31 protein-coding genes are annotated in these 22,598 nt (G+C 69.5%); 22 read left to right on the top strand and 9 right to left on the bottom strand.

Translation table 11 applies throughout. The features are described 5' to 3' along the window. The first annotated feature begins 12 nt into the window (after positions 1 to 12). The 3 genes from ACFC1I_RS11415 to ACFC1I_RS11405 all read left to right on the top strand — a co-directional run bounded on the left by ACFC1I_RS11415 (position 13) and on the right by ACFC1I_RS11405 (position 1,479). Positions 13 to 675, top strand: coding sequence for a DsbA family protein (locus tag ACFC1I_RS11415; RefSeq protein WP_376009071.1), 663 nt, complete (start codon positions 13 to 15; stop codon positions 673 to 675). Then, complete coding sequence (locus ACFC1I_RS11410) at positions 672 to 809, top strand: hypothetical protein (RefSeq protein ID WP_376009068.1); 138 nt, start codon at positions 672 to 674, stop codon at positions 807 to 809. Before ACFC1I_RS11415 ends, ACFC1I_RS11410 begins: the two co-directional genes overlap by 4 nt. Before the next feature lie 124 nt (positions 810 to 933). After that, positions 934 to 1,479, top strand: a complete 546-nt coding sequence (locus ACFC1I_RS11405; RefSeq protein ID WP_376009066.1) for an NADPH-dependent FMN reductase — start codon at positions 934 to 936, stop codon at positions 1,477 to 1,479. 152 nt (positions 1,480 to 1,631) lie between these two features. Here the strand turns inward: ACFC1I_RS11405 and ACFC1I_RS11400 are convergent, their stop codons facing one another. Both ACFC1I_RS11400 and ACFC1I_RS11395 read right to left on the bottom strand, forming a co-directional pair. Further along, positions 1,632 to 2,012 carry a nitroreductase family deazaflavin-dependent oxidoreductase gene (locus ACFC1I_RS11400; protein WP_376009063.1) on the bottom strand — a complete coding sequence of 127 codons (381 nt, stop codon included), beginning with the start codon at positions 2,010 to 2,012 and terminating at the stop codon, positions 1,632 to 1,634. 500 nt (positions 2,013 to 2,512) lie between these two features. Continuing rightward, on the bottom strand, positions 2,513 to 2,944 hold the full coding sequence (locus ACFC1I_RS11395; protein ID WP_376009061.1) for a hypothetical protein: 432 nt from the start codon (positions 2,942 to 2,944) through the stop codon (positions 2,513 to 2,515). Positions 2,945 to 3,180: 236 nt separating this feature from the next. Between ACFC1I_RS11395 and ACFC1I_RS11390 the strand changes: the two genes are divergently transcribed. The 9 genes from ACFC1I_RS11390 to ACFC1I_RS11350 all read left to right on the top strand — a co-directional run bounded on the left by ACFC1I_RS11390 (position 3,181) and on the right by ACFC1I_RS11350 (position 8,122). Beyond that, entirely contained in the window at positions 3,181 to 4,095 is a 915-nt protein-coding gene (locus ACFC1I_RS11390) for a hypothetical protein (RefSeq protein WP_376009058.1), read from the top strand. Positions 4,096 to 4,154: 59 nt separating this feature from the next. Then, the gene (locus ACFC1I_RS11385; protein WP_376009055.1) at positions 4,155 to 4,658 is read left to right on the top strand and encodes an ASCH domain-containing protein; all 504 of its coding nucleotides are present in this window, start codon (positions 4,155 to 4,157) and stop codon (positions 4,656 to 4,658) included. Positions 4,659 to 4,768: 110 nt separating this feature from the next. Continuing rightward, positions 4,769 to 5,992: an oxygenase MpaB family protein gene (locus tag ACFC1I_RS11380; RefSeq protein WP_376009052.1), complete on the top strand. Its 1,224-nt coding sequence runs from the start codon at positions 4,769 to 4,771 to the stop codon at positions 5,990 to 5,992. An 85-nt stretch (positions 5,993 to 6,077) separates the two neighbouring features. Continuing rightward, a complete protein-coding gene (locus ACFC1I_RS11375; RefSeq protein ID WP_376009049.1) occupies positions 6,078 to 6,347 on the top strand; it encodes a hypothetical protein in 270 nt (89 codons plus the stop codon). A gap of 115 nt (positions 6,348 to 6,462) precedes the next feature. Further along, positions 6,463 to 6,786 carry a hypothetical protein gene (locus tag ACFC1I_RS11370; protein ID WP_376009047.1) on the top strand — a complete coding sequence of 108 codons (324 nt, stop codon included), beginning with the start codon at positions 6,463 to 6,465 and terminating at the stop codon, positions 6,784 to 6,786. Then, the gene (locus tag ACFC1I_RS11365; RefSeq protein WP_376009044.1) at positions 6,783 to 6,914 is read left to right on the top strand and encodes a hypothetical protein; all 132 of its coding nucleotides are present in this window, start codon (positions 6,783 to 6,785) and stop codon (positions 6,912 to 6,914) included. The genes ACFC1I_RS11370 and ACFC1I_RS11365 overlap by 4 nt, the downstream gene beginning before the upstream one ends. A 45-nt stretch (positions 6,915 to 6,959) precedes the next feature. Then, complete coding sequence (locus ACFC1I_RS11360) at positions 6,960 to 7,187, top strand: RNA-binding S4 domain-containing protein (protein ID WP_376009042.1); 228 nt, start codon at positions 6,960 to 6,962, stop codon at positions 7,185 to 7,187. Between the two features lie 179 nt (positions 7,188 to 7,366). Continuing rightward, positions 7,367 to 7,894: a DUF1269 domain-containing protein gene (locus tag ACFC1I_RS11355; RefSeq protein WP_376009040.1), complete on the top strand. Its 528-nt coding sequence runs from the start codon at positions 7,367 to 7,369 to the stop codon at positions 7,892 to 7,894. A gap of 57 nt (positions 7,895 to 7,951) precedes the next feature. Next, positions 7,952 to 8,122, top strand: coding sequence for a hypothetical protein (locus ACFC1I_RS11350; protein WP_376009037.1), 171 nt, complete (start codon positions 7,952 to 7,954; stop codon positions 8,120 to 8,122). Positions 8,123 to 8,149: 27 nt separating this feature from the next. Here the strand turns inward: ACFC1I_RS11350 and ACFC1I_RS11345 are convergent, their stop codons facing one another. Further along, entirely contained in the window at positions 8,150 to 9,844 is a 1,695-nt protein-coding gene (locus tag ACFC1I_RS11345; RefSeq protein ID WP_376009034.1) for a hypothetical protein, read from the bottom strand. A gap of 127 nt (positions 9,845 to 9,971) precedes the next feature. Beyond that, entirely contained in the window at positions 9,972 to 10,478 is a 507-nt protein-coding gene (locus ACFC1I_RS11340; RefSeq protein ID WP_376009032.1) for a MarR family winged helix-turn-helix transcriptional regulator, read from the bottom strand. A gap of 137 nt (positions 10,479 to 10,615) precedes the next feature. Here ACFC1I_RS11340 and ACFC1I_RS11335 point away from each other — a divergent pair, with 137 nt between their 5' ends. From ACFC1I_RS11335 to ACFC1I_RS11320, 4 genes are all read left to right on the top strand, one after another. Next, the gene (locus ACFC1I_RS11335; protein ID WP_376009031.1) at positions 10,616 to 11,407 is read left to right on the top strand and encodes an SDR family NAD(P)-dependent oxidoreductase; all 792 of its coding nucleotides are present in this window, start codon (positions 10,616 to 10,618) and stop codon (positions 11,405 to 11,407) included. 68 nt (positions 11,408 to 11,475) lie between these two features. Beyond that, complete coding sequence (locus ACFC1I_RS11330; RefSeq protein WP_376009028.1) at positions 11,476 to 12,561, top strand: winged helix DNA-binding domain-containing protein; 1,086 nt, start codon at positions 11,476 to 11,478, stop codon at positions 12,559 to 12,561. 33 nt (positions 12,562 to 12,594) lie between these two features. Next, the gene (locus ACFC1I_RS11325) at positions 12,595 to 13,611 is read left to right on the top strand and encodes an alpha/beta fold hydrolase (RefSeq protein WP_376009026.1); all 1,017 of its coding nucleotides are present in this window, start codon (positions 12,595 to 12,597) and stop codon (positions 13,609 to 13,611) included. Positions 13,612 to 13,716: 105 nt separating this feature from the next. Further along, complete coding sequence (locus ACFC1I_RS11320; protein WP_376009023.1) at positions 13,717 to 14,385, top strand: class I SAM-dependent methyltransferase; 669 nt, start codon at positions 13,717 to 13,719, stop codon at positions 14,383 to 14,385. Positions 14,386 to 14,422: 37 nt separating this feature from the next. On the opposite strand, the gene ACFC1I_RS11315 is transcribed toward ACFC1I_RS11320, so the two are convergent. Continuing rightward, positions 14,423 to 15,154, bottom strand: a complete 732-nt coding sequence (locus tag ACFC1I_RS11315; RefSeq protein ID WP_376009020.1) for an alpha/beta fold hydrolase — start codon at positions 15,152 to 15,154, stop codon at positions 14,423 to 14,425. 224 nt (positions 15,155 to 15,378) lie between these two features. On the opposite strand from ACFC1I_RS11315, the gene ACFC1I_RS11310 reads away from it, so the two are divergent. Next, a complete protein-coding gene (locus ACFC1I_RS11310; RefSeq protein ID WP_376009017.1) occupies positions 15,379 to 16,104 on the top strand; it encodes a histidine phosphatase family protein in 726 nt (241 codons plus the stop codon). Beyond that, positions 16,088 to 16,930 (top strand): NAD(P)H-hydrate dehydratase, encoded by an 843-nt coding sequence (locus ACFC1I_RS11305; RefSeq protein WP_376009014.1) that lies wholly within the window; start codon positions 16,088 to 16,090, stop codon positions 16,928 to 16,930. The genes ACFC1I_RS11310 and ACFC1I_RS11305 overlap by 17 nt, the downstream gene beginning before the upstream one ends. Before the next feature lie 52 nt (positions 16,931 to 16,982). Here ACFC1I_RS11305 and ACFC1I_RS11300 read toward each other — a convergent pair whose 3' ends face one another. Further along, positions 16,983 to 17,393 carry a GreA/GreB family elongation factor gene (locus ACFC1I_RS11300; protein ID WP_376009011.1) on the bottom strand — a complete coding sequence of 137 codons (411 nt, stop codon included), beginning with the start codon at positions 17,391 to 17,393 and terminating at the stop codon, positions 16,983 to 16,985. 53 nt (positions 17,394 to 17,446) lie between these two features. Beyond that, entirely contained in the window at positions 17,447 to 17,614 is a 168-nt protein-coding gene (locus ACFC1I_RS11295; RefSeq protein ID WP_376009008.1) for a hypothetical protein, read from the bottom strand. A gap of 104 nt (positions 17,615 to 17,718) precedes the next feature. Here ACFC1I_RS11295 and ACFC1I_RS11290 point away from each other — a divergent pair, with 104 nt between their 5' ends. Both ACFC1I_RS11290 and ACFC1I_RS11285 read left to right on the top strand, forming a co-directional pair. Beyond that, a complete protein-coding gene (locus ACFC1I_RS11290) occupies positions 17,719 to 18,090 on the top strand; it encodes a VOC family protein (protein WP_376009006.1) in 372 nt (123 codons plus the stop codon). Between the two features lie 105 nt (positions 18,091 to 18,195). Further along, complete coding sequence (locus ACFC1I_RS11285; RefSeq protein ID WP_376009004.1) at positions 18,196 to 19,779, top strand: L-serine ammonia-lyase, iron-sulfur-dependent, subunit alpha; 1,584 nt, start codon at positions 18,196 to 18,198, stop codon at positions 19,777 to 19,779. Positions 19,780 to 19,908: 129 nt separating this feature from the next. Here the strand turns inward: ACFC1I_RS11285 and ACFC1I_RS11280 are convergent, their stop codons facing one another. Continuing rightward, positions 19,909 to 20,493, bottom strand: a complete 585-nt coding sequence (locus ACFC1I_RS11280) for a thymidine kinase (RefSeq protein WP_376009002.1) — start codon at positions 20,491 to 20,493, stop codon at positions 19,909 to 19,911. Positions 20,494 to 20,553: 60 nt separating this feature from the next. On the opposite strand from ACFC1I_RS11280, the gene ACFC1I_RS11275 reads away from it, so the two are divergent. Both ACFC1I_RS11275 and ACFC1I_RS11270 read left to right on the top strand, forming a co-directional pair. Continuing rightward, positions 20,554 to 21,378, top strand: coding sequence for an ABC transporter ATP-binding protein (locus ACFC1I_RS11275; protein WP_376008999.1), 825 nt, complete (start codon positions 20,554 to 20,556; stop codon positions 21,376 to 21,378). Next, positions 21,375 to 22,109, top strand: a complete 735-nt coding sequence (locus ACFC1I_RS11270; protein ID WP_376008997.1) for an ABC transporter permease — start codon at positions 21,375 to 21,377, stop codon at positions 22,107 to 22,109. The genes ACFC1I_RS11275 and ACFC1I_RS11270 overlap by 4 nt, the downstream gene beginning before the upstream one ends. Before the next feature lie 12 nt (positions 22,110 to 22,121). Here the strand turns inward: ACFC1I_RS11270 and ACFC1I_RS11265 are convergent, their stop codons facing one another. Then, the gene (locus ACFC1I_RS11265) at positions 22,122 to 22,562 is read right to left on the bottom strand and encodes a MarR family winged helix-turn-helix transcriptional regulator (RefSeq protein ID WP_376008994.1); all 441 of its coding nucleotides are present in this window, start codon (positions 22,560 to 22,562) and stop codon (positions 22,122 to 22,124) included. Positions 22,563 to 22,598: the final 36 nt, after the last annotated feature.

The raw sequence follows: 22,598 nt of genomic DNA, 5'->3' as shown, positions 1-22,598 counted from the left end.
TACTCTCGAGGGATGAGCAGCGTGAAGGTTGAAATGTGGGCGGACATTGTCTGCTCTTGGTGCGGCATCGCAAACGAGCGGGTCAACGAGGCGGTGCGCCGATTCAGTGAAAACGGGCAGGTCGAGCTCCAGCACCGATCGTTCCGACTGCTGCCCGATCTTCCCGACGGGCAGGGCTACGACTTCGCTGAGTACATGAGCTCCCAGCGCGGGATCGACACCGCCCAGATCGATCAGATGGCACAGAGGGTCGAAGCGATCGCGCACGAAGACGGCATCGCCGAATACCACGTAGCCGACAACAGCATCGGCAACACGACGCTCGCTCATGAGTTCCTGGCCTGGGCCACCGACCAGGGCAGGCATCAGGCCGCATGGGACCTGCTCTTCCGCGCCAACTTCGGCGAAAAGGCCGACATCTGGACCGTCGACGAGCTCGCGGCATTCGCTTCTCGTCTCGGCCTCGACGAGAACGGGGCTCGCGCCGCGCTCACCGACCGCCGGTACCGTGCCCAAGTCGAGTCCGATCATCAGGAGGCGGTTTCGCTCGGCTCACGTGGAGTGCCCTTCCTGGTGATCGATCGGAAGTACGGCATTTCGGGCGCGCAGCCCGTCGACGTCATCGTTGACGCGCTTGCACGCGCCTGGAACGAGCGTGAGCGGGTGACCGCGTGACATCGCTTCAGCTCCTCGGCGGTGCCGACGACGCGGACATGTGCGGTCCTGACGGCTGCACGATCCCCGTCGGTCACCCGGCTCTCGCCGTCCCGCCGCACGGCGAGGACGCCTCGCCGACACCGGCTCACTGATTCCAGGCGAACCTCGCCGCCGAGGAACCCATCCCGCTCCGCTTGCTGACGCAACTCGTCTGCCGGCGGGCCAACTGTTGCGCCCGCGCGCAACCCTCCCACCCCAACAGAGAAGGAAGACAACGTGAAGGTACTCGTGATCCCCGGCAGTGCCCGCCCCAACAGTGTCGGCAACGCCGTCATTGCCCACGTCGAGGGGGATCTCGCCGCCCGCGAGGGCATCGAGGTCACCGTCGCCACCCTCGACGACATCTCGCTGCCGCTCCTCGACACCCCTGTCGTCCCGGCTTTCGATGACTTCGTCATCGAGCACGACAAGGTCGCCGCGTGGACGGAGAAGGTCGGCGCGGCCGACGCGTTCGTGCTCCTGGTGCCCGAGTACAACTCGAGCGTGACGGCAATCCAGAAGAACTCGCTGGACTGGGTCTACAAGCAGTGGAACGGCAAGCGCGTCGCCATCGTCACGTACAACTTCTACGAGAAGAAGAGCGCCGTCGAGGCCATCACACCCGTCCTCAATTCGCTGCAGCTCACGATCGTCGAGCCGATCGCCGGCTTGCGCATCGGCGAAGAGTTCGCTCCCGACGGGGCGGTCCTCAACGAGGAAGCCATCGTCGCCAAGATCGGCGACGCGATGTCGAGCCTCCTGGAGCTTGCTCCGGTCAGCTGACTCGATCGCCCCCGCGGGCGGGTGATCGGCAACACCTCTCCCGCCCGCGCTGACCCTGATTCCGCGAGTGTGCCGTCTGACCGCGAATCAGCAGGGTCGGCCGGCAGAGCCCTGGATTCCCCGCCGGGCCGCGCCGGAGTCTCGGGGTGCCGTCAGGCGGCGGGCGCGGTAGCCGGAGTCAGCACGATCAGCGGACTGTGCGCGATCATCTCGTCGACATCGTCTCTGCGCCATCGGCGTGCGGCAGCCTCGATGAGCGGCCGAGCCTCATGGGGATCGGTGATTACCCGCGCTGTGGCAGGAACGTCGGCCTCGATGCCCTTCTTCAGATGCACGACGACGTTGGGGTCCGCAGTGATGTTGTGTATCCAGTCCCTTGTGCGGTCTCGACGCGGCATCCCCGTGATGAACAGCACCCCGTCCTCATCGTGCAGGAAGATCTCGATGCGACGAGGTAGCCCGCTACGGCGACCGGTCGTCGTCAAGTCGATGAGCTGACTTCTGTGCAGGGCGGTGGCGACGTCGTTGTTCACACCTGCTGAAGCAATACCGCTGCTCCACTCATTCCCCACGATCGGCGAGACATTCCGGGCGCAACGCCGATGGCCAACCTCCGGCAGCAAAGCCAACTCTGTCGCCAGTGGGTCGTGGACCGTGCGGGTCCGCGTACCGAATCAGGGGGGTTACCGCCGACAAGCGCCGCCCGCTCCTCCTTCGGGAAGGCGAAGCCCATCACCGTCTCATCGAGGGAGAAGGCCACGTAGACGAGCTGCCCCACGCGAAACTTCAATCGCCCCCGCACGTACACCTGGTACGAGCGCTCCAATTCGCCGCCCAGCGCCCGAACATCTTCGACCACAGCCATCTCAGAACCCGTCCGCTCCTCACGAGACAGCATCCGGTGCGCACGCTGTCGAGGACGACATCTTGCTGTCGATGTTCGTCATGCGCAACGTGACACGACGACATGCACGACCATCAGACTCCCGAGCGGGGTTGCGCCAAACGTTTGCATGGAGCGTGACGCTCGCGCCTACGCGTTGGCGAGGAGGTGCTCCGTGGGTGCGTAGTCAACCTTCCAGTCGACGTAGACTCCCGCGATCCCATCCCGCGTGCACCGCAGCCCCACCGATACCCAGCGCACCTCGTCGCGTTGGTCGAGAGCAAATCCCGTGGCGACAGTGAAGACGTCGTTTCCGCACGAGCATTGCGCCTGCCGGACGGCTTCCACGTCGTCGAAATGCTCGTCGGAGTCGGCTATCCCGACCTCCGCTTCGCACGCGGTGCACACCCTGGCTGCGACCCCGATCTCATCGTCGAAGACGAGCAGAAACGAATCGTTCCCGCATGCGCAGACGGCAGGGATCACACGGTCGACCTGATACCCACCGGCAGCGAACTCCTCGATGCTCCTAAGAAGTTCTTCGACCGCGGGATCGCTCGCGGCGACACGTCGGGCATCCATACTCCTGATCCTCTCGCACTTCCGCCAACTGAACGCCGCTGGCTTCCCCTCATGGCCGCCACGCGGAAGTTCGCCGCGTCGCCGCTTGACTACGGGTCTGAAGGTGAGGGGTTCGAGTCCTTCGGGCGCGCACTGTGAGCGGGGTGCGTCGCTTCAGATTCGTGGGGCCACGGCTGCGGCGGGATCCCCTCGGTCGCGCTATTCCCCGGTGGATGTCCGGGGCGGATAATCGGGCTATGGATGACCCGCGGGGGTCAGCTGAGTTAGCGGAGTTGGACGAGTTGGAACTCCTCCGACGACGCGCGTATGGACCGGACGCCGACATCGCTGAGGATCCGGCAGCTCTGGCCCGGCTCTCCGAACTCGAGGCAGCACAACGACGGCGGACCTTCGCCGTCGACGACGCGTCGGAGCGGGCCCTGAGTACGAAGCGCCTCTCCGTCCCAGAGGGCGGCCCGGGCTCGCAGCCAGGATCAGCGCCGATCGCGGAGGCAGCCACCGACGCGGCCAACCGCCGTGAGAACCGCGACGTCGCCGAGCACGTCCGACCGGAAGAGCCACTCGCCGCTTCCGCCACCGGCAGGGCTCCGGCGGAGCAGTGGTGGCGCCGACATCGAGTCGTGATCTTGGCTGGGGCGCTCGCCGCGCTCAGCCTGGATGTCGCCGGGGTCGCGTGGATGTCACAACTGCTGGCGGACATCGCCACGCCGCTCCGCGCTGAAACAGACGTGGCGACGATGCCGCCGCTGCCTCCTGGCCAGGGGTACGGGAGCTACATCCCCACTCCGGACACCGTCCTCGGCCTGAGATCGGTCGGCGACGAGCTGGACAGGCCGCCCGACCACTACGGCACGCTCGACAAATTCGGTATCAGCGTCGATGAGCTTCGCCGCTACGAGAACTTCCAGGGCTTCAACATCTGGAGCGGAAGATCGCGCCATGGCGTGACGTGCCTGTTCGTGGCGGTTCCGGTGCAGGGGCTGCGCGATGGGCTCAGTGGTGAGGGCTGCTCGCTCAACAGGCACGATGCCACCGTGGACCTGCCCGCTATGTACGGCGGCGACAAGCTCATCCGTTTCGTCCTCCGCGGGGAGCGGGTCAACGTGTACGTCTACGAGACGGGGGCTGACCCGAACTCGTCGCACGGATGACCTCGCCGGCTGCGGCTCGGGTTCGACACCCGGCCGCCGCGTTTTGGCACGATGAAACCATGTCTTCATCGCGTGCGATCCCGGTTGACGTCGAAGCGGCTCGGCGGATGTGGCTGGAGTACGCCGCGGCCTGCCCGCAAGCGGTCGCGGCGTGTCCTGAGTACACCGTGGAGCATTTCGGTGATTCCGAGCGGCTCGCCGACGAACTTCTCGCGGAGGTTCTGAGCGGGCGGAAGCGGGCGACGTCGGAACTCGTCGCAGATTTCGTCGCCCGCGGCGACGAGGTTCCTCGGATCGGGTCTCACTGGATCGCGTGCGACGGTCGCGGCGTGCCGACGATCATCATTCGAAGTGTCGAACTGCGCCTGGGTGACTTCGCGAGTGCTGATGCCGCCTTCGCCGCGGATGAGGGCGAGGATGATCTGAGCCTCGCGAGCTGGCAACGTGAGCACCGTCGGTACTGGACGCGCGTCTCCGCGGCGCTGGGGCGTCACTGGTCGGAAGACGAAGAGATCGTCTTCGAACGCTTCCGGGTGGTGTGGCCACCGCAGCACGCCGACTGAGCGCGCAGAGAGCGCCCGCCGGTTGTCAAGCAACGGTGTTCGCCCTACGATGCGAAGTGAACGATGATTCACATCATCGAGTCATCCGTGCCGAACAAGGGAGTTCTCACGTGGCAGATATCAGCAGGCGCAGACTTCTTCTGGCTGGAGGTGCCCTCGGCGCAGCCGGTGCCCTCGCGGCGGTCACGCCCGCCCACGCGTGGACCTGGTCGTCGCTCGGTTCGATCGCCCAGACGAACACCACCCGTGATCCGCGATTCGTCTGGGACGACCCCGTCGACCCCGTCATCGCTTCGCTCCTCGACCGTGGCGGCGTGCCTGAGGTGAACCGCATCCTCAAGCCCTGGGTCTTCAACGGACAGGCTGTGCCGTCGGGGCTGCCTGCCGATGTGCAGGGCATCGTCGACATGGCGCGGAAGCTGCCGGCGTGGACCGACCTGCGCAAGCTGGACGTCGCGTCCCGTTTCGCGACGAAGCGGGGGCTCTACCTCGGGGTCCTCTACGGAATGAACAGCGGCATGATGAGCGCGGCCATTCCGCGTGAGGCGCGGGCGGTCTACTGGTCCAAGGGCGGTGCCGACATCCGCGACCGGATCGCCAAGACCGCGAAGCTCGGTTACGACATCGGCACGTATCACGCGTACCGGCCGGACGGAAAGATGGGCGTGACGTGCGTGAAGACACGGCTGACGCACTCCGCCGTGCGGCACCTCCTGCCGCAGTCGCCGCACTGGCGCGCGTCGGCCGACGAGCAGGTGCCCATCAGCCAGTTCGACATCCTCGTCACCTGGCACAGCCTCGCCTCCAGCGTCATGTACAAGCTCAAGGAGTGGGGCGTCCGGATTCCTCAGGACGAGTCCGACGCCTACCTGCACCTGTGGCAGGTGACCGCGTCGATGCTCGGCGTGAACGACGAGTTCATCCCGGTGAGTTGGGAGCAGGCCGAGCAACAGCGTCAGCAGGTGCTCGTGCCGATCCTGGCTCGCACCGACGAGGGCGTGAAGCTCGCTGACATGCTGGTCAATCTCGGCGAGTACATCGACTTCACCCTTGTGACCCAGCCGCTCTTCGAAGCGGTCACCCGGTACATGCTGGGTGACACCGTCACCGACATGCTCGAGCTCACGCGGCGGCCGGTGCTGGAACGCACCGTCGCGGAAGCCTGGCCGATCTTCATCAAGATCCGCGAAGCCGGTCTGCCGATTCCGCTCGCGCCCACGATCTACTCCGCGTTCGAGGAGTTGATCCGCCTGTTCGCGCTGTTCTACCTCAACCCCTTCCAGCAGATCAACATCGACATACCGACGGGCAACAACCCCGACTACCCGTCCTGACGACGGCGTGGCGCTCGCCGGTGGAGCGCCATCGCCTGATGCCGCCAGGACGATGGGGGACGGCGCGGCACGACATGATGGGGCTATGTCATCCTCCGTTGAACGTCGCTCCAATCCGACCGCCTGGGCCGCTTTCTGGGTCGCTCTCGCAGGCCTCGTGCTCATGCCCATCCCGCTGTTCATCGGGCTGATCCTGGGCGGCGGTCTGTCCATCGTCGCCGCCGTCCTCGCCGTGATCGGTCTCCTCAAGGGACTCGCTCGCAACGGCAAGGGCATCGCGCCCGTCGTCTTCGCAGGCATCTTCATCGCGCTGACCTGGGGCGGCATCTCGATCGGCGGCGGCACCGTCTGGTAAGCGCGCACGTGCGGGGGTTCCGCCTCGGTGCCGATTCCGGAACGATGAGGAGATCGTCGCAAGGAGGAGAATGCGATCCACCGAGCCGGTCCCTGGGAATCCTTGGCCGCACGACATGGTGATCTCGGTCGAGGATCGAGCGAGCCCTCTGCTCGAGCTGCTCTGGATCCGAGAGGCTTTCGACCTTCGTCCGAACGGCGGTGATCTGCCGCCGCTGCTCACCGACACTCCGCGGCGCGAAAGCGGCGGCGTGCCGCCGGCGGTCACGCGGCAGGACTGGGAAGCCGCGTGGCCCTCCATGTGGGCGGACGCCCTGCAGCATGCGGGAAGGGAATTCGATCCGGCGATGCACGAGCGACTGATGCGCACGGCGAACGGATCGCGCGAGCGCTGCGACGGGACCTCGACGCGGTCGAGCGTGCCTGGCGTGCCGGCATGACGAAGATCGTCACGATCCCGTGCGAAGGCGACTACACGAGGCGGGTCGGCAGCAACGCACTGGTGATCACCGAACGGGCGATGACCTCGAGCGACACCTTTCGTGAGGCCCTGGCGGCCTTCGTGTAGGCGCCGACCGGCATCGGCCGCCACGCCGTCGGCTAGCATGCGGGGATGACGAGCGCAGCCCCGATTGAAGACGTCTCGATCGGCGGGGAGGGGATTCGCCTCGGCCAGTTCGTCAAGTTCGCCGGGCTCCTCGACTCCGGTGGGAACGTGAAGGAAGCCATCATCGACGGCTACGTCCTCGTGAACGGCGAGGTCGATCGCCGCCGCGGACGGCAGCTCCAGGTCGGCGACGTCGTCAGCTTCGAGGGGCGCAGAGTCCGCGTCTGCGCGTGAGGCGCACGCCCCGTGTGCACCGAGGTCGTGCCCCCGGGCGTCGGTCCAGAAGACCGCGAGAATTCACCCGCCGGAGCCTCGTCAGCGAGCAGAGCCCGCAATAGGATCTCAGCACCCTGATGACCCAGAGTCCGGGAGCGGCCGGCCGGTCGCCCCGAGATCAACCGAAGGAGAGATCGATGGGTACGGAGAACCTCGCGCTGGTGGTCGGCTCTTACGATGACACTGCCGCCGCATCCGACGACTACCAGGCGCTCCGAAGCGGCCAGGACGCCGGTGGCTACGAGATCATCGGCGCGGTCGTGCTGGTCCGCGACAAGGACGGCAAGGTCCAGGTCAAGGAGCACGGCGACAAGTCCGTCGGCAAGGGCGCCGCATGGGGCGCGGGTGCCGGCGTCGTCGTCGGCCTGTTCGCCCCGCCGCTGCTGGCCGCTACCGCCGTCGGCGCCGGCATCGGAGCGATCCTCGGCAAGATCAAGAAGAACCGCGAAGAGAAGCAGTTCGGCGTCGACGTCGACGAGTACCTCGCGCCCGGCACCTCGGCGGTTGTCGCGGTGGTCGACGATCGCTGGGCGGACAACGTCGAGAAGGCGCTTCAGCGGTCCGACAAGCGGATCAGCAAGGCGATCGACTCCGACGACTACGACAAGCTGCGCAAAGCGATCGAGGCATCGGCGGACGACGTCGTCGAGCAGCTCAACTCCTAGTCGATCTCCGCCCCACGGGGGAGGCGGCGCAGAACGGGCGCTCGTAGCATCCGAGATATGAGCGATACCGTTTTCAAGCCCGGTGACGATGTGTTCACGACGACCGCCCGCGGAATCGTGATCGACGTGCGGGCGACGCCTTCCGGCAAGTGGGTGTTCGGAGTCGAGGACGCGAACGGTGAGGTGAGCTACTTCACGAGCACGGCGCTCCGTCCCGCGCAGGGCTGACGGAGCGCCGTCACCCGCCTGCGGCGCTCAGCCGCAGTTCGGGCGGCAGCCGCGTTGCGTGACCGCGTCGATGAGCACGGTGCCGATGTCGGTCGGCTGCAGCGCCTGATACGCCGCGCCGTCCGTGGCGGCGGCGATCTGCTCGAGAGCGGCCTGGTCGGTGTCGGGTCCGTAGCCGATCGCGATGACGGCGACGGGCTTCGCCGGATCGCGGAGCGTCTCGAGCTGCGCGAGCAGCTGCGGCAGGTCGAGGCCGTCGTCGTCCTCGTTGACCCCGTCGGTGTTCAGCAGGACCAGGTGCACCTGACCCGGGACATAGGTGTCGCGCATGTACTGCACCGCCGCGAGCACGCTGTCGTAGAGTCCGGTCCCGCCGCCGACCAGGCTGTCGAGCCCGTTCGCGGTGTCGATCGTCCGCTGCTTGTGCGCCGGGTCACCGAGCGGGCCGAACGGGACGATCTCCTGCCAGTCCTGTCCGCCGATCCGCCTGCTCGAGAACACCCAGGTCGCGAGCGACGATTCGGCCGACAGCGAGTTGACGGCACGTACGGCCGCCTGCTCGAACAGGTCGATGCGTCGCATGTCGGCGGTCGCGGGCTGGAGCATCGAACCCGAGACGTCGTTGAGGGACAGCATCCGCGACGGTGCGGTGAGCATCTGCCATGTGCGCAGTGCTTCGGCCTGGTTCGCGCTGTCGGTGACCTCGGCTGTCACGACCGCAGCAGCCGCTTCCGTATCCGGGTTCGGGGCATTGCCCGCCGCATCGCGAAGGCCATACTCAGCGAGGTGGTCGCCTCCGTCCGCCACGGCTGCCGCGAACACCTCGACGGCCTCGAGCGTGTCGGCCGAAGCGCCGTCGACGGTGACCAGCGGCACGCCCAGGGCGGGCTTCACGTCGGCAGGGTAGATCGGCACGAGCGCGGACTGCGCTCCCTTGCGGTATTCGAGCACCGCCTGCTCGGTGGTCACAGCGATCGTCGGCGTCGCCGCCGCCGCGACCGCTGCGAGAGCGTCGGTGGCTGTGGGGACGACGCCGGTGTCGAGGCCCAGCACGAGCGCGGTGAATGCGCGCGCGTCTCCGCTCACCGCGGTCTGCAGCGCGAGCAGCGCGGCCGAGCTCGCGGCGACGCTCGCCGGATCCGGCAGCACGGCGGCCACCGTGCGGCCGGCGAGGCTCGAGAACCCGGCGCCCGATCCGACGGCCGTCGCCGTGGGTTCGGTCGCCGCGAAGACGACGGGGGTGCTGGCAACGGTGGCGCCGACGACGAGGTCTGCGGCGTCCACGCCGGTGAGCACGGCCTGGCCGGCCGCACGCGCGGGCCACATCGCGGAGTCGGGCACCCAGACGTCGAAGTCGGGCGCCGAACCTGCCGCCAGCGCCGCGGCGGTGACCGCGCTGTCTTCGGCGCTGATGGTCACGTCGAGGCAACCCGCGGACGCCGCCGGCGGGTCGGCGACGATGGCCTCGAGCGCCGCCGCGATGGCCGGATCCGCGGTGATCCGCAGACTCGACGGCTGACATTCGCCCGTCGATGCCGGTTGCTCGGCGGGCTCGCCGGACCCGCGCGTGAGGAAGAACCAGATCACAACGGCGATCGCGACGACGAGAACGAGGATGACGCCGAGGAGCAGAAGTGAGCGCTTCCGTCGCTGGGCGGCGCGGACTGCCGCGCGCGTCGGGGCATCGCTGCCGACGGGCGTGTTCGGCTGCACTCGGACCACATGCACTCCGATGGACGGCGGGCGGGGGCCCGCATCGGGGATACGACGTCGTACCTGAGCAATACGGCGTCGTACTTGGGGGGATACTTCAGTGGAGTATAGGGGACAGGCAGTCTCGATGCCCTGGTCACGCGGGCTCGGGGCGCTCTCCTCCTGCGCTCCAGGTCTCCGCCGGATCGATGGCCTGTGCGAGGCGCCGGCTGATGGCGCCGAGTTGACGCACCTGGCTCGGGGTGAGCGGCGCGAAGACCAACTGCTCGACGAGAGCGTGATGAGCGGGCGTGGATTCGACGAGCAGGTCGTGGCCCTCGTCGGTCAGGACAGCGAGCGTCACGCGCCCGTCGGACGGGTCGACGCGTCGACGAACAAGGCCCTTCCGCTCCAGGCGTGAGATCGCGCGGGACAGGCGCGAGAGCGTGCTGCTCGCATAGCCGGCGAGCGTGCTCATCCTCAGCGTGCGTTCGTCAGCGGTGTCGAGCGCGAACAGCAATCCGTGTTCGAAGTGGGTCAGGCCACTGTCTCGCTGGAGCTGGGCGTCGAGCGCCGCGGGCAGTCGCTCCAGGAGGGTGGCCACGGCTGCCCAGACCTCCAGGTGGTCTGCGCTGAGGCCGGTCGGCACGGGCGTTGACGGCATGGTCTGAGGCTACGGCACCCCTGGTGCACGCCGCGCAGGGCGCGCAAGAACTTGCTCAGGAAACTGAATGGCAGTACATTTACTTTCCCAGGCAAGTAATAAGCGGATGCTGCGGCATCACGGAGGAGGGTTCACCCATGGATTTGCAGCTACAGGGCAAGACGGCGTTCGTCAGTGGATCGACGCAGGGGATCGGCTTCGCCATCGCATCGGCCCTCGCCGCCGAGGGCGTGCGGGTCATCGTCAACGGACGCAGCCCCGAGCGCGTCGATCAGGCCGTGGCGCGACTGCGCACGGAGCATCCCGGCGCGGACCACACCGGGCTCGTGGCGGACTTCGCCGCGCCGGATGACGTGGCGCGCCTTCTCGACGGGCTCGGCGAGGTCGACATCCTCGTCAACAATGTCGGGCTGTTCGGGCTCGCCGAGTTCGCGGCGATCACCGACGAGGAGTGGGCTCGCTACCTCGACGTCAACGTCATGAGCGGCGTCCGCCTGTCGCGTCATGTGCTGACCGGCATGCGCGAGCGCGGCTGGGGTCGCCTCATCTTCATCAGCAGCGAGTCGGGTGTGAACGTCCCGGCTGACATGGTGCACTACGGCGTCACGAAGGCCGCGATGGTCGCCCTCGGCAACGGGCTCGCCAAGCTCACGCGCGGCACCGCCGTCACCGTCAACACCGTGCTCGGTGGCCCCACCTACTCCGACGGCGTCGCCGCAACCGTCGAGGCCATCGCCGATGCCCAGTCCGCGCCAGTCGACGCGATCAAGAACGCGATCATCGGCCAGGACGGCACGACGCTCCTGCAGAGGTTCATCGATCCCACCGAGATCGCGCACCTCGTCGCCTATCTGGCGAGTCCGCTCGCCTCGGCGACCAACGGCGCCGCGCTGCGAGCCGACGGAGGTGTGCTCACCGCCATGCTGTGAGCTTCGCGCCGCCCGGGTCTGCACGGCCGCCCGTCGACCCGGGCGCGCCCGCCGCCTACGCTCGTCGTGTGCTCACCGATCGTGACATCGCGCGCTGGCGGCTGCGCTCGCAGCATCTCGCGGCGCCGCTCGACGGCGCAGAACACGTCGTCCGGTCGCTGCTCGCCGTCCAGGCCGAGAACCCATCGCAGTCGGCGTGGGCCGTGGCCACCCGCACGCGGGATCCGCGCCAGGCCGACCTCGCCGGGCTGCTGGCGAGCGAGCGGGTGCTGAGGACGCACGTGCTGCGCCCGACGTGGCACTACGTGCACGCCGACGATGCGCTGTGGCTTCTCGAGCTCACCCGCGACCGGGTGCTGCCGATCATCGACCAGCAGCTCGTCCCGCTCGGCGATCGCCTGACCGTCGTCGCCGATGCCGTGCTCGAGGCGCTCGCCGAGGCGCCCGGCCGCACCCGCGCGGAGCTCGCCGACGCCCTGGCCGAGCGCGGACACGAGCTGACGGGCATGCAGCTCATGCTCCTGGCCGGCCACCTCGAGCTGCACGCCCTCATCTGCAGCGGCGCCCCGCGCGACGGGGAGCACACTTACGCGCTCTTCGCCGACCGGGTCACCGCTCCGCGGCGGATGGAGCGCGACGAGGCGCTCGCCGAGCTCGCCTTCCGCTACTTCACGGCCCACGGACCTGCCACCGACCGCGACCTCGCGTACTGGGCGACGCTCACGCTCACCGACGTGCGCCGCGGACTCGCCGCGGCCGCCGGCCGGCTCGAGTCGTTCGATCATGGCGATCGCACCTACTGGCACGCTCCCGGCGGGGCTGCAGCATCCACTTCTCCAGAAGGCCACCTGCTGCAGGTGCTCGACGAGATGTATCGCGGCTATCAGGACTCGCGCTGGGTGCTCGACGCGGACGAGCTGCTGTCGCGGGGGCGCGAGACCGCCATCGGCATGGCGCTCGTCGACGGGCAGGTGGTCGCAGGCATGAAGCGCACGCTCACGACGCGGGCGGTGACCTTCGAGATCCGGATGCTGCGGCACCTCTCTCCCGAAGAGAAGAACGCGATTCAGGATGCTGCGGCCCGCTGCGGTCGCTTTCTCGAACGCGAGCCGCGCCTGACGTGGCAAGAGCCGTCGAGCGTCGATCAGGGCTGATGCCCGACTGCGGCTCGTCGCCATAATGGGCGTGTGCAGCAACGCATCGGTCGCGTGACGACGGCTGATGGCACCGAGGTGGCGTACGCCTCGGTCGGTGCGGGGCGCCCGATCCTGTACGTGAGCGGATGGATCAGTCATCTGCAGCTGACCTGGGAGCTGCCCGACGAGCGGGCCTTCTACGAGAGCCTTGCGAACGGTGCGAGGCTCGTGAGGTACGACCGCGCCGGGTGCGGGCTGTCGCCGTCGTCCGGGCGCGCGCCCTCGCTCGCGTATGAGCTGGAGCAGCTGGCTGCGGTCGCTGACATCAGCGGCCCGGCGTCGTTCGACGTGGTCGGCACGTCGATGGGCGCGCTCGTCGCGGTGGCGTGGGCGGCGAAGCGGCCCGAGACGGTGCGGCGGCTCGTGCTGTACGGCGGGTGGGTGAAGGGCGAGAACATCTCGCCGGAGAGTGCTCGCGAACACGTGCTGGGTCTGGTCGAGTCGCACTGGGGTCTCGGCGCCGACGTGCTCACCGACATCTTCGCGCCCGACGCCACGTCCGCGATGCGGAAGGACTTCGGGCGCTACCAGCGAGCGTCGTCGTCGGCGGCGACCGCCCGATCCCTGCTCGCTCTGAGCTACGAGCTCGACGTCAGCGACCTCCTCGCCGAGGTCGAGGCCCCGACGCTGGTGCTGCACCGCGACCACGACCGCGCCGCGCCCGTCTCGGAGGCCGCCGCCCTCGCCACCGGCATCCCCGATGCCACCCTCGTGGTGCTGCCGGGGCGATCGCACCTGCCGTATGCGGGCGACGCGCAGAGCGTCGTGGCGCCGATCCGCCGCTTCCTCGGGCTGCCTGCCCTGCGGCGCGCGCCGGGATCGCTGACCCCGCGGCAGATGCTGGTGGCCGCGCTGGTGAGCGAGGGCTGCACCAACCGCGAGATCGCCGCTCGGCTGGGCATCGACGAGCGGTCCGCCGAGGGGCACGTCGAGCGGATCCGGGTGGGTCTGGGCTTCACGTCGCGAGCCCAGATCGCGGCCTGGTTCGCCGCCCAGGGGGCCGGATAGGGCCCGCGCCCGGGGTTCGGGCGAAATGAGGTAGTTCCACGCCTGTGCCCGCGAAGGCTGAGCGGGACTCTGGTGTCACCGACAACGAGATCTCCAGGAGGAGACATGTCCGACATCACGGCGCGCGAGCCGAGCACAGTGTTCGAATTCGAGCAGCACACCGTGCGCGGCGCCTTCAACGCCGCCTTCTTTCGTGTGATGGATCCCTACATCGAGCGCAATCTGCGCCGACACAAGCAGCGCGTCTTCGCCGGCCTCCCTTCCGAGGTGGTCGAGATCGGCCCCGGCGTCGGGGCGAACCTGCGCTACCTCCCCGCCGGCGGCACTCTCGTGGCCGTCGAGCCCAACCGGTCCATGCGGGGTCCGCTCCGAGATGCCGCCCAGAGAGTCGGTGTGCGGCTCGACCTGCGCGAGCGCATGGCCGAGCAGACAGGTCTGCCCGACGGCAGCGCCGACTGCGTCATCTCGTCGCTGGTGCTGTGCTCGGTGCAGGATCCGGCGGCGGTGCTCGCGGAGGTGCGGCGCATCCTGCGTCCGGGCGGAACCTTCCGCTTCCTCGAGCACGTCGCCGGCGCCGACGGCACGGCGACGCGCGCTGCGCAGCGGATCCTGCGCCGCCCATGGGCGTGGACGTTCGAGGGCTGCTCCTGCGAGCGCGACCTCGAGGGGGCGATCCGCTCCGCCGGCTTCGAGAGCGTGAGCATCGAGCGCTACCGGATCCGCACGCCGTTCGTCCCGTTCAACACCCACATCGCCGGCATCGCCCGCGCGTAGCCGCGTGCGATGCCGGCGATGTGGGTCGGGTCGCCGGTCAGTTGATCGAGGCCGCGGCGGCGCGGATCGCGTCCAGCGTCGCCTGCGGCTGCGAGACCATCGAGACGTGCGACGCGTCGACCTCGCTGATCGTGGCGCCGGCGCGCTCGGCCATGCGGCGCTGGGTGTCGATCGGGATGACGAGGTCGTCGGTGCCGAGGACGGCCCAGCTCGGGATCGTCTTCCACGCGGGCGCGCCCGACGGCGTCACGTTCGCGACGAACGATGCCGGGCGCTGGGTCGCGACGATCGTCCAGCGGTCGGCCTCGGGGAGATCCTGCGCGAACGCGTCGTGCACCGTCTCGGGCTTGAGGAAGGCCTCGGCCGCGCCCTCGGGCGCGCCGGGGTAGCCGGCGACGTCGAGCACCGTGGTCGGGTCCGCGACCGCGAGGGCAGAGCCCGAGCCCTCGAGGATGCCGACGACGGTCTCGCCCTCGTCGGGGATGAACGCGTCGACGTACACCAGCGCCTTCACGTCGCCGCCCTGCGCGCCGGCGTTCGTGATGACCGCGCCGCCGTACGAGTGGCCGACGAGCACGACAGGGCCGGTCGTCCGCTGCGCGAGGAACGAGGAGATGTACGCCGCGTCGGACGTCAGCCCGCGCAGCTCGTTCGGTGGAGCGTGGACGGTGAATCCTTCGGCCTGGAGAGGAACGCTGACGGCGTTCCAGCTCGAGGCGTCGGCCCACGCGCCGTGCACGAGGACGATGGTCGGCTTGATTTCGGACATTTCGACTTCCCATCTGTTGCGCCGCCCCCAGGCGGCTGCGGATGATCAAAGTCGCGTCGTGTGCTGTCCCGGACGCGCTGTCCGACACCCTAGGCCCGCGCGCCGCGCCGGCGCCAGCGTTGTCCGGTTGGCGTGTGGTGAACGATCGGCGACGACGGTGAGACGCCACCGTCGCGCCCTGTCAATGGGTACCTGCGGCCGGGCGAGATCCCTAGCCTGGGGCGATGGCAGTGAGAGAGCTGTGGCTGGTCCGGCATGGCGAGAGCATCGGCAACATCGCGGCGACGCGTGCCGAGATCGAGGGCCTCGACGTGATCCCGCTCGACGTGCGCGACGCCGACGTGCCGCTGTCGGCGACCGGCCAGGAGCAGGCGGCCGCGCTCGGAGCATGGCTCGCCGACCACAGCGGCGACATCGACCTGTACTGGGTCTCGCCCTACGCCCGGGCCCGCGAGACGCTGGCGATCGCCCTCGGCGACGCGGCAGCCGGACGGACGATCTTCGTCGACGAGCGGTTGCGCGACCGCGAGCTCGGGATCCTGGATCTGCTCACGAGGCAGGGCGTCGCGCGTCTGCACCCCGAGGAGTTCTCGCGCCGCCGCCACCTCGGCAAGTTCTACCATCGGCCGCCGGGCGGCGAGTCCTGGGCCGACGTCGCGCTGCGGCTGCGATCATTCCTGCGCGAGGCGCTCGAGAGCGGCCCCGAGACGGCGATGCTGGTCGTGCATGACGCGGTGGTCATGCTGCTGCTCTACATCCTGCTGCCGATGAGGGAGGACGAGCTGCTCGGGTTCGCCGACGACCATACGGTGCTGAACGCCTCGATCACCCACCTGGTCCGGGCCGGCTCCGGCTGGGAACTCGCCGCGTTCTCGGACGTGACCCATCTCCAGCGCGAAGGCGCCGACGTCACCGCTCACCCCGGGGATCCCGATGTCCAGCCGCGCTGAGCCGGTGACGGAAGCGCTCCTCGAGGAGTGGGGCCTGCCCGACCCCGGCGACTCGAAGAAGTCCCGCGGCGACGTCGTGGTGGTCGGGGGCTCGCGCAGCTCGCCCGGGGCGGTGCTCCTCGCGGGCGAGTCGGCGCTGCGGGTCGGCGCCGGGCGGGTCGTCCTCGCGGTGCCGCAGTCGATCGACGCGCAGGTCGGCGTCGGACTCCCGGAAGCCGGCGTCCTCGCGCTTCCCGACGATGCCGATGCGCCGCCGGCCGGCGAACTGCGTGAGAAGCTCACGGCGGCGGACGCCGTGCTGATCGGCCCGGGATTCAGTGACGCCGACGAGACCCGGGCGACGCTGCGCGCCGTCGCAGCGACGAGTCCGCGGGCGATGGTGCTCGACGCCTTCGCGCTCGGCGTGCTTCCCGGAATCGACCGCGGCAGCCTGCCCGCCGACCTCATCCTGAATCCGAACAAGGACGAGGCGAGGATCCTGCTCGGCCGCGAGCTCGCCGACGAGGTGGCCGACATCCGCGAGATCGCCCGGCGATTCGAGGCCGTCGTCAACTGCTACGGCGTGGTGGCGCACCCCGACGGCCGCGCCTACACGCTCGACGAGGGTGACAGCGGACTGGCGACGTCGGGAAGCGGCGACGTGCTCGCCGGTGCCATCGCAGGGTTCGCCGCGCGAGGCGTGGACCCCGTCCGGGCCGCGGTGTGGGGATCGTGGGCCCATGCCCGCGCCGGAGTCAGGCTCGGCGAGCGGATCGGCCTCGGCTTCCTCGCGCGGGACCTCGCGCGCGAGCTGACGCCGGCCGTCCACGGCCTCCGCAGGCGATGAGCGCACAGACAGAAGCAGCCCCCGCGGTCGCGGGGGCTGCCTCGAGCGATGCTCAGCTGTGCGGGACCGCGTCGACCACCGCGCCGCCGATCGTCGCACCGGTCGGAGCCTCGTACGAGAAGCGGTCGCCCGGCAGCAACCCGGAGATCGCGCGGCCGAGCGGGGAGTCGGGGGAGTAGACGGCGAGGTCGGCGTCGGCGCCGAGGAGGGCGCGCGAGCCGAGCAGGAACGTCTCCCGCGCGCCGTCTGCGGCGAACTCCACCGTCACCCGCATGCCCGGCTCGACGATGCCGTCGTCCGGCCGCTCGCCGACCTGTGCGCGGCGGATGATGCCGCGCAACTCCAGCGTGCGCACCTGGGTCTGCTCGTCCTCGGCGCCCTCGCGCACGAGAAGTTCGAGCTCTTCCTGCAGCTGACGCAGAGCGTCCTGCGTGAGCCAGATGGGCTCCTCGACAACAGACACGGCAAACCTCCACGGCCGGGACAGATGAAGTTCCCGAGCCTAGCCGTTTCCGCCTATCGGCGCTGTTCGAAGGCGCCTGCGGTGATGGGAATGGCGACCGCGAGCACGATGCAGAGCAGCCCCGCCACGAACACCAGTGCGGGCAGGATCGGTGACGCGAACGACAGTCCCAGGATCACCATTCCGCCGACCAGCAGGATCAGATAGAGCACGAACAGCATCGCCAACCTCCAGGATCGCCTGCCTCATTGATACTCCCCACCGCCCTGCGGAGGGAAGTGCCACGTCGCTGGCACCCCGCCACCGCGGGGGCCAGAATGACGCCATGAGACTTGTGCAGGTGGCCCAGCACGCCGACGACCTCGAGCGCGCCGCCGGCTTCTACGCCTCCCTCCTCGGTGCCGACGCGACGGCGATCTTCGACCCGCCGGGGCTGCTCTTCTTCGACCTCGACGGCGTGCGGCTGCTGCTCGACCGCAACGCCCCGACCGCGCTGCTGTACCTGCATGTCGACGACGTGACAGACGCCCTCGAACGCCTCGGGGATCGGGCCGAGGTGGTCTCTCCGCCGCACGTGATCTTCACGCACGAAGACGACATGCTCGGCCCCGCGGGGCACGACGAGTGGCAGGCCTTCGTCAAGGACTCCGAGGGCAATACCGTCGGCCTGATCTCGTTCCGGCCGACCGTGGCCTGATCGCACAGGCTGCCCCGCGAGAGTGCGAGGGGCGAGGCATCCTGCTCATATCGAGTCGATAACGGGAGGCAGATTGCATACCGCGATCGGGTTAGCCTGGTCGCGATGAGCGCCTACGTCTCGGCGTTCGAGCTGTTCTCCATCGGCGTAGGACCCTCGAGCTCCCACACGGTCGGCCCAATGCGGGCCGCCTACGACTTCGTCGTCCGCCTCCGCGAGAGCGGGGCTCTGCCGCAGGTCGCCCGCGTCACCTGCACGCTGTACGGCTCGCTCGGCGCCACGGGCATCGGTCACGGAACGCCCGACGCGGTGGTCGCGGGCCTGCAGGGGCTCGAGCCTGAGACAGCGGATCCGGATGCTGTGCGCTCGGCGTGGAGCGCCTGGCCCGACGGCCGCGCGCTCGAGTTGGCCGGCGTGCACGCGGTGACGTTCGAGCGCGGCGACGTGGTGTTCGCGCCGCGAACGCGACTGCCCGGTCACCCGAACGCGATGACGCTCGAGGCCTGGACCTCGAGCACGGACGGCCCGCCGCGCGCGCTCGCCGCGACCGGCGTGCGCGAGACGGGCTCTGCCGCTCCTCTCGAGCCGGCGGAGACGACGGATGCCGGACTGCTCGCCCGCGAGACGTACTACTCCGTCGGGGGCGGATTCATCCGTCGCGAGGGCGAACCGGCGCGTGTGCGCGCGCAGACGTTCCCGCTGGACTTCTCGAGCGCCGAGGAGCTGCTCGCGCTCTGCGACGAGCGCGGCATCACGATCGCCGAGGCCGCACGCATCAATGAGGAGGCGCTGTGCCCCGACGAGCAGATCGCCGAGGGCCTCGACGCGATCTGGGACGCGATGGCCGCGTGCGTCGAGGCGGGCCTGCAGTCCGGCGGCGTGCTCCCCGGCATGCTCGGCGTCAAGCGACGCGCCGCCTCGATCCGCGAGCAGCTCGAGGCCGCCGAGGCCGACGGCCGTCGGGAGCTCCCGGGGGAGTGGCTCGGCGCCTTCGCGCTCGCCGTCAACGAGGAGAACGCCGCGGGCGGGCGCGTCGTGACGGCGCCGACGAACGGCGCCGCGGGCATCCTGCCTGCTGTCGCGATGTACTGGTGGCGCTTCCTGGCCGACTCCGGCCTCGGCGCCGGCAACGCGGTGACCCCGTACGGCGAGCTGGTCGGCAGCGCCCTGCTCGGCTATCGCGGGCACGCCGCGACCGCCGACGAGGCCGCACGCTGGGACGACGAGCAGGTGGCCGAGGCGAACCGTCGCCGAGGCATCCGTCGATTTCTCCTCACCGCCACCGCGCTGGGCTCGCTGTTCAAGGCGAACGCCTCGATTTCGGGCGCCGAAGGCGGGTGCCAAGCCGAGGTGGGGTCGGCGTGCGCGATGGCGGCGGGGGGCCTCACCGCGGTGATGGGCGGTACGAACCGGCAGATCGAGAACGCCGCCGAGATCGCGATGGAGCACCACCTCGGCCTCACGTGCGACCCCGTCGGCGGGCTCGTGCAGATCCCGTGCATCGAGCGCAACGCGATCGCCGCGTCGACGGCGGTGACGGCTGCGCGCCTCGCCCTGCGCGGCGACGGCTCGCACTACGTGTCGCTCGACGCCGTGGTCGAGACCATGCGTCAGACCGGCATCGACATGTCCCACAAGTACAAGGAGACGAGCGAGGGCGGCCTCGCGGTGAACGTCATCGAGTGCTGACCGGCCCCTCTCCTCCGACCCGGCGCGCTCGCGCCGAAACACGGGTCGGTAACCACGACACGCCGGTGATGGATGCTGCGACCCGGCGTGTCGAGCGATCGACCCGTGTTTCGGCAGAGGACGAAGGGCCTATGCCCGTGCACCGCCGGTGAAGTGGCGGCGGCAGCGGGCCTGGTACGACTCGATCCCGCCGACCTGCGCCGACGTCGGGATGCGGGGATCGCCGGTGGGGGCGGCGGCGATGCGCTGGTGGAACGCGGCGTCCTCGCCGCAGACGGCGCAGACCGCCGTGAGCTTGAGGACGTCCTCGGCGATCGCCATCAGCGCCGGCAGCGGCTCGAACGGCCGTCCGTCGAACGTGACGCAGAGGCCCGACACCACCACGGTCACGCCTCCCGTCACGAGCTCGTCGACGGCTGCGACCAGGTCCGGGCCGAAGAACTGCGCCTCGTCGATCGCGACCAGGTCGAGCCCGCGGCCCTGTACGCCGGCGACGAGCGCTGCCACGTCGGGCACCGAGCGCGACGGCACGCTCAGCCCCGAGTGCGAGCTCACGAGCCCCTCGCCGCGACGGTCGTCGAGGGCGTGGCTCACGACCTCGACCTCGAGCCCCGCGATGCGCGCGCGGCGGACGCGGCGCAGCAGCTCCTCGGACTTGCCGGCGAACATCGGACCGGCGACGACCTGCAGCCTCGCCTGCGCGCGCGTGTGCATGGCGCCAGACTACGGCGGCGGGCCTGGACGGCGGGGCGGCGGAGCGCCACTATTCATCTCGTGACGAACAATGCGGGGACGGATGCCGTGAGCCTGCGTGGTCTGCACGTCCGGCGCGGCAGGACCGAGGTCTTCAGCGGGCTCGATCTCGACATCCCGCGCGGCCAGATCACGGGCCTCCTCGGCCCCTCGGGGTGCGGCAAGACGACGCTGATGCGCTCGATCGTGGGTGTGCAGAAGGTCGCCGGCGGCGACGTGACAGTGCTCGGCGAGCCGGCCGGATCGCGCGCGCTGCGCAAGCGAGTCGCGTACGACACGCAGGCGGCGTCGGTGTACGGCGACCTGACGATCCAGCAGAACCTGCGCTACTTCGCCCGGCTCGTCGACGCGCCGCGCAGCGACGTCGACCGCGTCATCGAGCAGGTCGGCCTCGCCGATCAGCGCGACCAGACGATCGACTCGCTGAGCGGCGGACAGGAGAGCCGTGTCTCGCTCGCGGTCGCGATGCTCGGCGTGCCAGAACTGCTCGTGCTCGACGAGCCGACTGTCGGCCTCGACCCGCTGCTCCGCGCCGAGCTCTGGGAAGTCTTCCGCGGCCTCGCCGACGCCGGCGCGACGCTGATCGTCTCGAGCCACGTCATGGACGAGGCCCTCCGGTGCGACCGCCTCGTGCTCATGCGCGCGGGCCGCATCATCGCCGACACGACACCCGACGGCCTGTTCGCCGACACCGGGACGACGGATCCGGATGCTGCGTTCCTCACGCTCATCGAGCGCGACGCGCGCGTGCAGACGGAGGCCGGGGCGCAGCATCCACTCACGCGAAGAGAAGCGCGCGAACAGGCCGAGCATGCGCACCACCCGGACCACGGGAGCACCTCGTGAACGGCGTGCTGACCCTCGCGACCGCGGGGCGGGTGCTGCGGCAACTGAGCCACGACCCGCGCTCGATCGCGCTCATGCTGGTCGCTCCCAGCCTGCTCGTGGGCCTCTTCGCGTGGCTGTTCAGCGACCAGGAGGGGGTGTTCGACCAGTTCGGCGGGCCGATCCTCGCGCTGTTCCCGTTCATCGTGATGTTCCTGATCACCTCGATCACGACGCTGCGCGAGCGCCGGTCGGGAACCCTCGAGCGGCTCATGACGACGCCGATCGCGAAGGCCGACTTCATCGTCGGGTACGGCCTCGCATTCGGGCTCATGGCGACGCTGCAGGCCGTCATCACGGTGACGTTCGCCGTGTGGGTGTGCGGGCTGCAGGTCGACGGACCGCTCTGGCAGCTCGGGCTCGTCGCGGTGGTCGACGCCATCCTCGGCACCGCGCTGGGGCTGCTCGCGAGCGCCTTCGCGCGCACCGAGTTCCAGGCGGTGCAGTTCATGCCGCTGATCGTGTTCCCGCAGATCATCCTCGGCGGCCTGTTCATGCCCCGCGAAGACATGCCCGAGGCGCTGTACCAGATCTCGAAGATCCTCCCGCTGAGCTACGCCATCGACACGATCAACGCGGTGACCGCGGGCGACGAGGGGTGGGACGTCTTCGGGCCGTTGCTCGTCGTCGTGGCGTTCGCGGTGGGCGCGCTGATCCTCGCGTCGCTGACGCTCCGGCGCCGCACGCCGTAGCCGGATCCGGGATCAGTAGGAGGTCTGGGTCTTGCGGAGCTTCGCGGTGAGGTCGCGGAGCTGGCAGAGCTCGTCGTCCGAGAGGAGCGACATGCGCTCGGCGATGGCCCGGCCGTGCGCGCTCGCGATGCGGCGGAACAGCGACGCCCCGGCATCCGTCGCGTGCACGAGCGCGCCGCGCCCGTCGTCGGGATCGGCGCACTTGGTGATGAGGCCGCGCGCGACCATGCGGTCGACGAGGCGCGAGACGCTCGGCTGGCTGATGAGCATGTTGGCGGTGACGTCGCGCAGACGTGCGGTGAGGTCGTCGCCGCGGGTGACGGTGAGGAGCACGTCGTACTCGGCCTGGCTCAGCGTCTCGTCGTCGAAGTCGTCGTTGATGTCGCCGAAGACCTCGTGCTGCGCGCGGAAGAGGCTCTCCCACGCGTCGATGGCGAGACGGCGATCGGTCATAGCGTCAAGATTAGAGCCTCGCGCCGACCCTAGGCT

This window comes from Microbacterium sp. NPDC056044, from assembly GCF_042267145.1.
Taxonomy (GTDB): Bacteria; Actinomycetota; Actinomycetes; order Actinomycetales; family Microbacteriaceae; genus Microbacterium.
Note: the sequence above shows the minus strand (reverse complement) of the source record. Positions and strands in the feature narration are given on the sequence as shown.

Bases quoted from the DNA above. Each gene is read 5' to 3' on its own strand.
- ACFC1I_RS11415 (WP_376009071.1), top strand. From the start codon at position 13: ATGAGCAGCGTGAAGGTTGAAATGTGGGCGGACATTGTCTGCTCTTGG.
- ACFC1I_RS11395 (WP_376009061.1), bottom strand. From the start codon at position 2,944: ATGGATGCCCGACGTGTCGCCGCGAGCGATCCCGCGGTCGAAGAACTT.
- ACFC1I_RS11390 (WP_376009058.1), top strand. From the start codon at position 3,181: ATGGATGACCCGCGGGGGTCAGCTGAGTTAGCGGAGTTGGACGAGTTG.
- ACFC1I_RS11385 (WP_376009055.1), top strand. From the start codon at position 4,155: ATGTCTTCATCGCGTGCGATCCCGGTTGACGTCGAAGCGGCTCGGCGG.
- ACFC1I_RS11375 (WP_376009049.1), top strand. From the start codon at position 6,078: ATGTCATCCTCCGTTGAACGTCGCTCCAATCCGACCGCCTGGGCCGCT.
- ACFC1I_RS11370 (WP_376009047.1), top strand. From the start codon at position 6,463: ATGGTGATCTCGGTCGAGGATCGAGCGAGCCCTCTGCTCGAGCTGCTC.
- ACFC1I_RS11365 (WP_376009044.1), top strand. From the start codon at position 6,783: ATGACGAAGATCGTCACGATCCCGTGCGAAGGCGACTACACGAGGCGG.
- ACFC1I_RS11360 (WP_376009042.1), top strand. From the start codon at position 6,960: ATGACGAGCGCAGCCCCGATTGAAGACGTCTCGATCGGCGGGGAGGGG.
- ACFC1I_RS11355 (WP_376009040.1), top strand. From the start codon at position 7,367: ATGGGTACGGAGAACCTCGCGCTGGTGGTCGGCTCTTACGATGACACT.
- ACFC1I_RS11350 (WP_376009037.1), top strand. From the start codon at position 7,952: ATGAGCGATACCGTTTTCAAGCCCGGTGACGATGTGTTCACGACGACC.
- ACFC1I_RS11340 (WP_376009032.1), bottom strand. From the start codon at position 10,478: ATGCCGTCAACGCCCGTGCCGACCGGCCTCAGCGCAGACCACCTGGAG.
- ACFC1I_RS11335 (WP_376009031.1), top strand. From the start codon at position 10,616: ATGGATTTGCAGCTACAGGGCAAGACGGCGTTCGTCAGTGGATCGACG.
- ACFC1I_RS11320 (WP_376009023.1), top strand. From the start codon at position 13,717: ATGTCCGACATCACGGCGCGCGAGCCGAGCACAGTGTTCGAATTCGAG.
- ACFC1I_RS11315 (WP_376009020.1), bottom strand. From the start codon at position 15,154: ATGTCCGAAATCAAGCCGACCATCGTCCTCGTGCACGGCGCGTGGGCC.
- ACFC1I_RS11310 (WP_376009017.1), top strand. From the start codon at position 15,379: ATGGCAGTGAGAGAGCTGTGGCTGGTCCGGCATGGCGAGAGCATCGGC.
- ACFC1I_RS11305 (WP_376009014.1), top strand. From the start codon at position 16,088: ATGTCCAGCCGCGCTGAGCCGGTGACGGAAGCGCTCCTCGAGGAGTGG.
- ACFC1I_RS11295 (WP_376009008.1), bottom strand. From the start codon at position 17,614: ATGCTGTTCGTGCTCTATCTGATCCTGCTGGTCGGCGGAATGGTGATC.
- ACFC1I_RS11290 (WP_376009006.1), top strand. From the start codon at position 17,719: ATGAGACTTGTGCAGGTGGCCCAGCACGCCGACGACCTCGAGCGCGCC.
- ACFC1I_RS11285 (WP_376009004.1), top strand. From the start codon at position 18,196: ATGAGCGCCTACGTCTCGGCGTTCGAGCTGTTCTCCATCGGCGTAGGA.
- ACFC1I_RS11280 (WP_376009002.1), bottom strand. From the start codon at position 20,493: ATGCACACGCGCGCGCAGGCGAGGCTGCAGGTCGTCGCCGGTCCGATG.
- ACFC1I_RS11265 (WP_376008994.1), bottom strand. From the start codon at position 22,562: ATGACCGATCGCCGTCTCGCCATCGACGCGTGGGAGAGCCTCTTCCGC.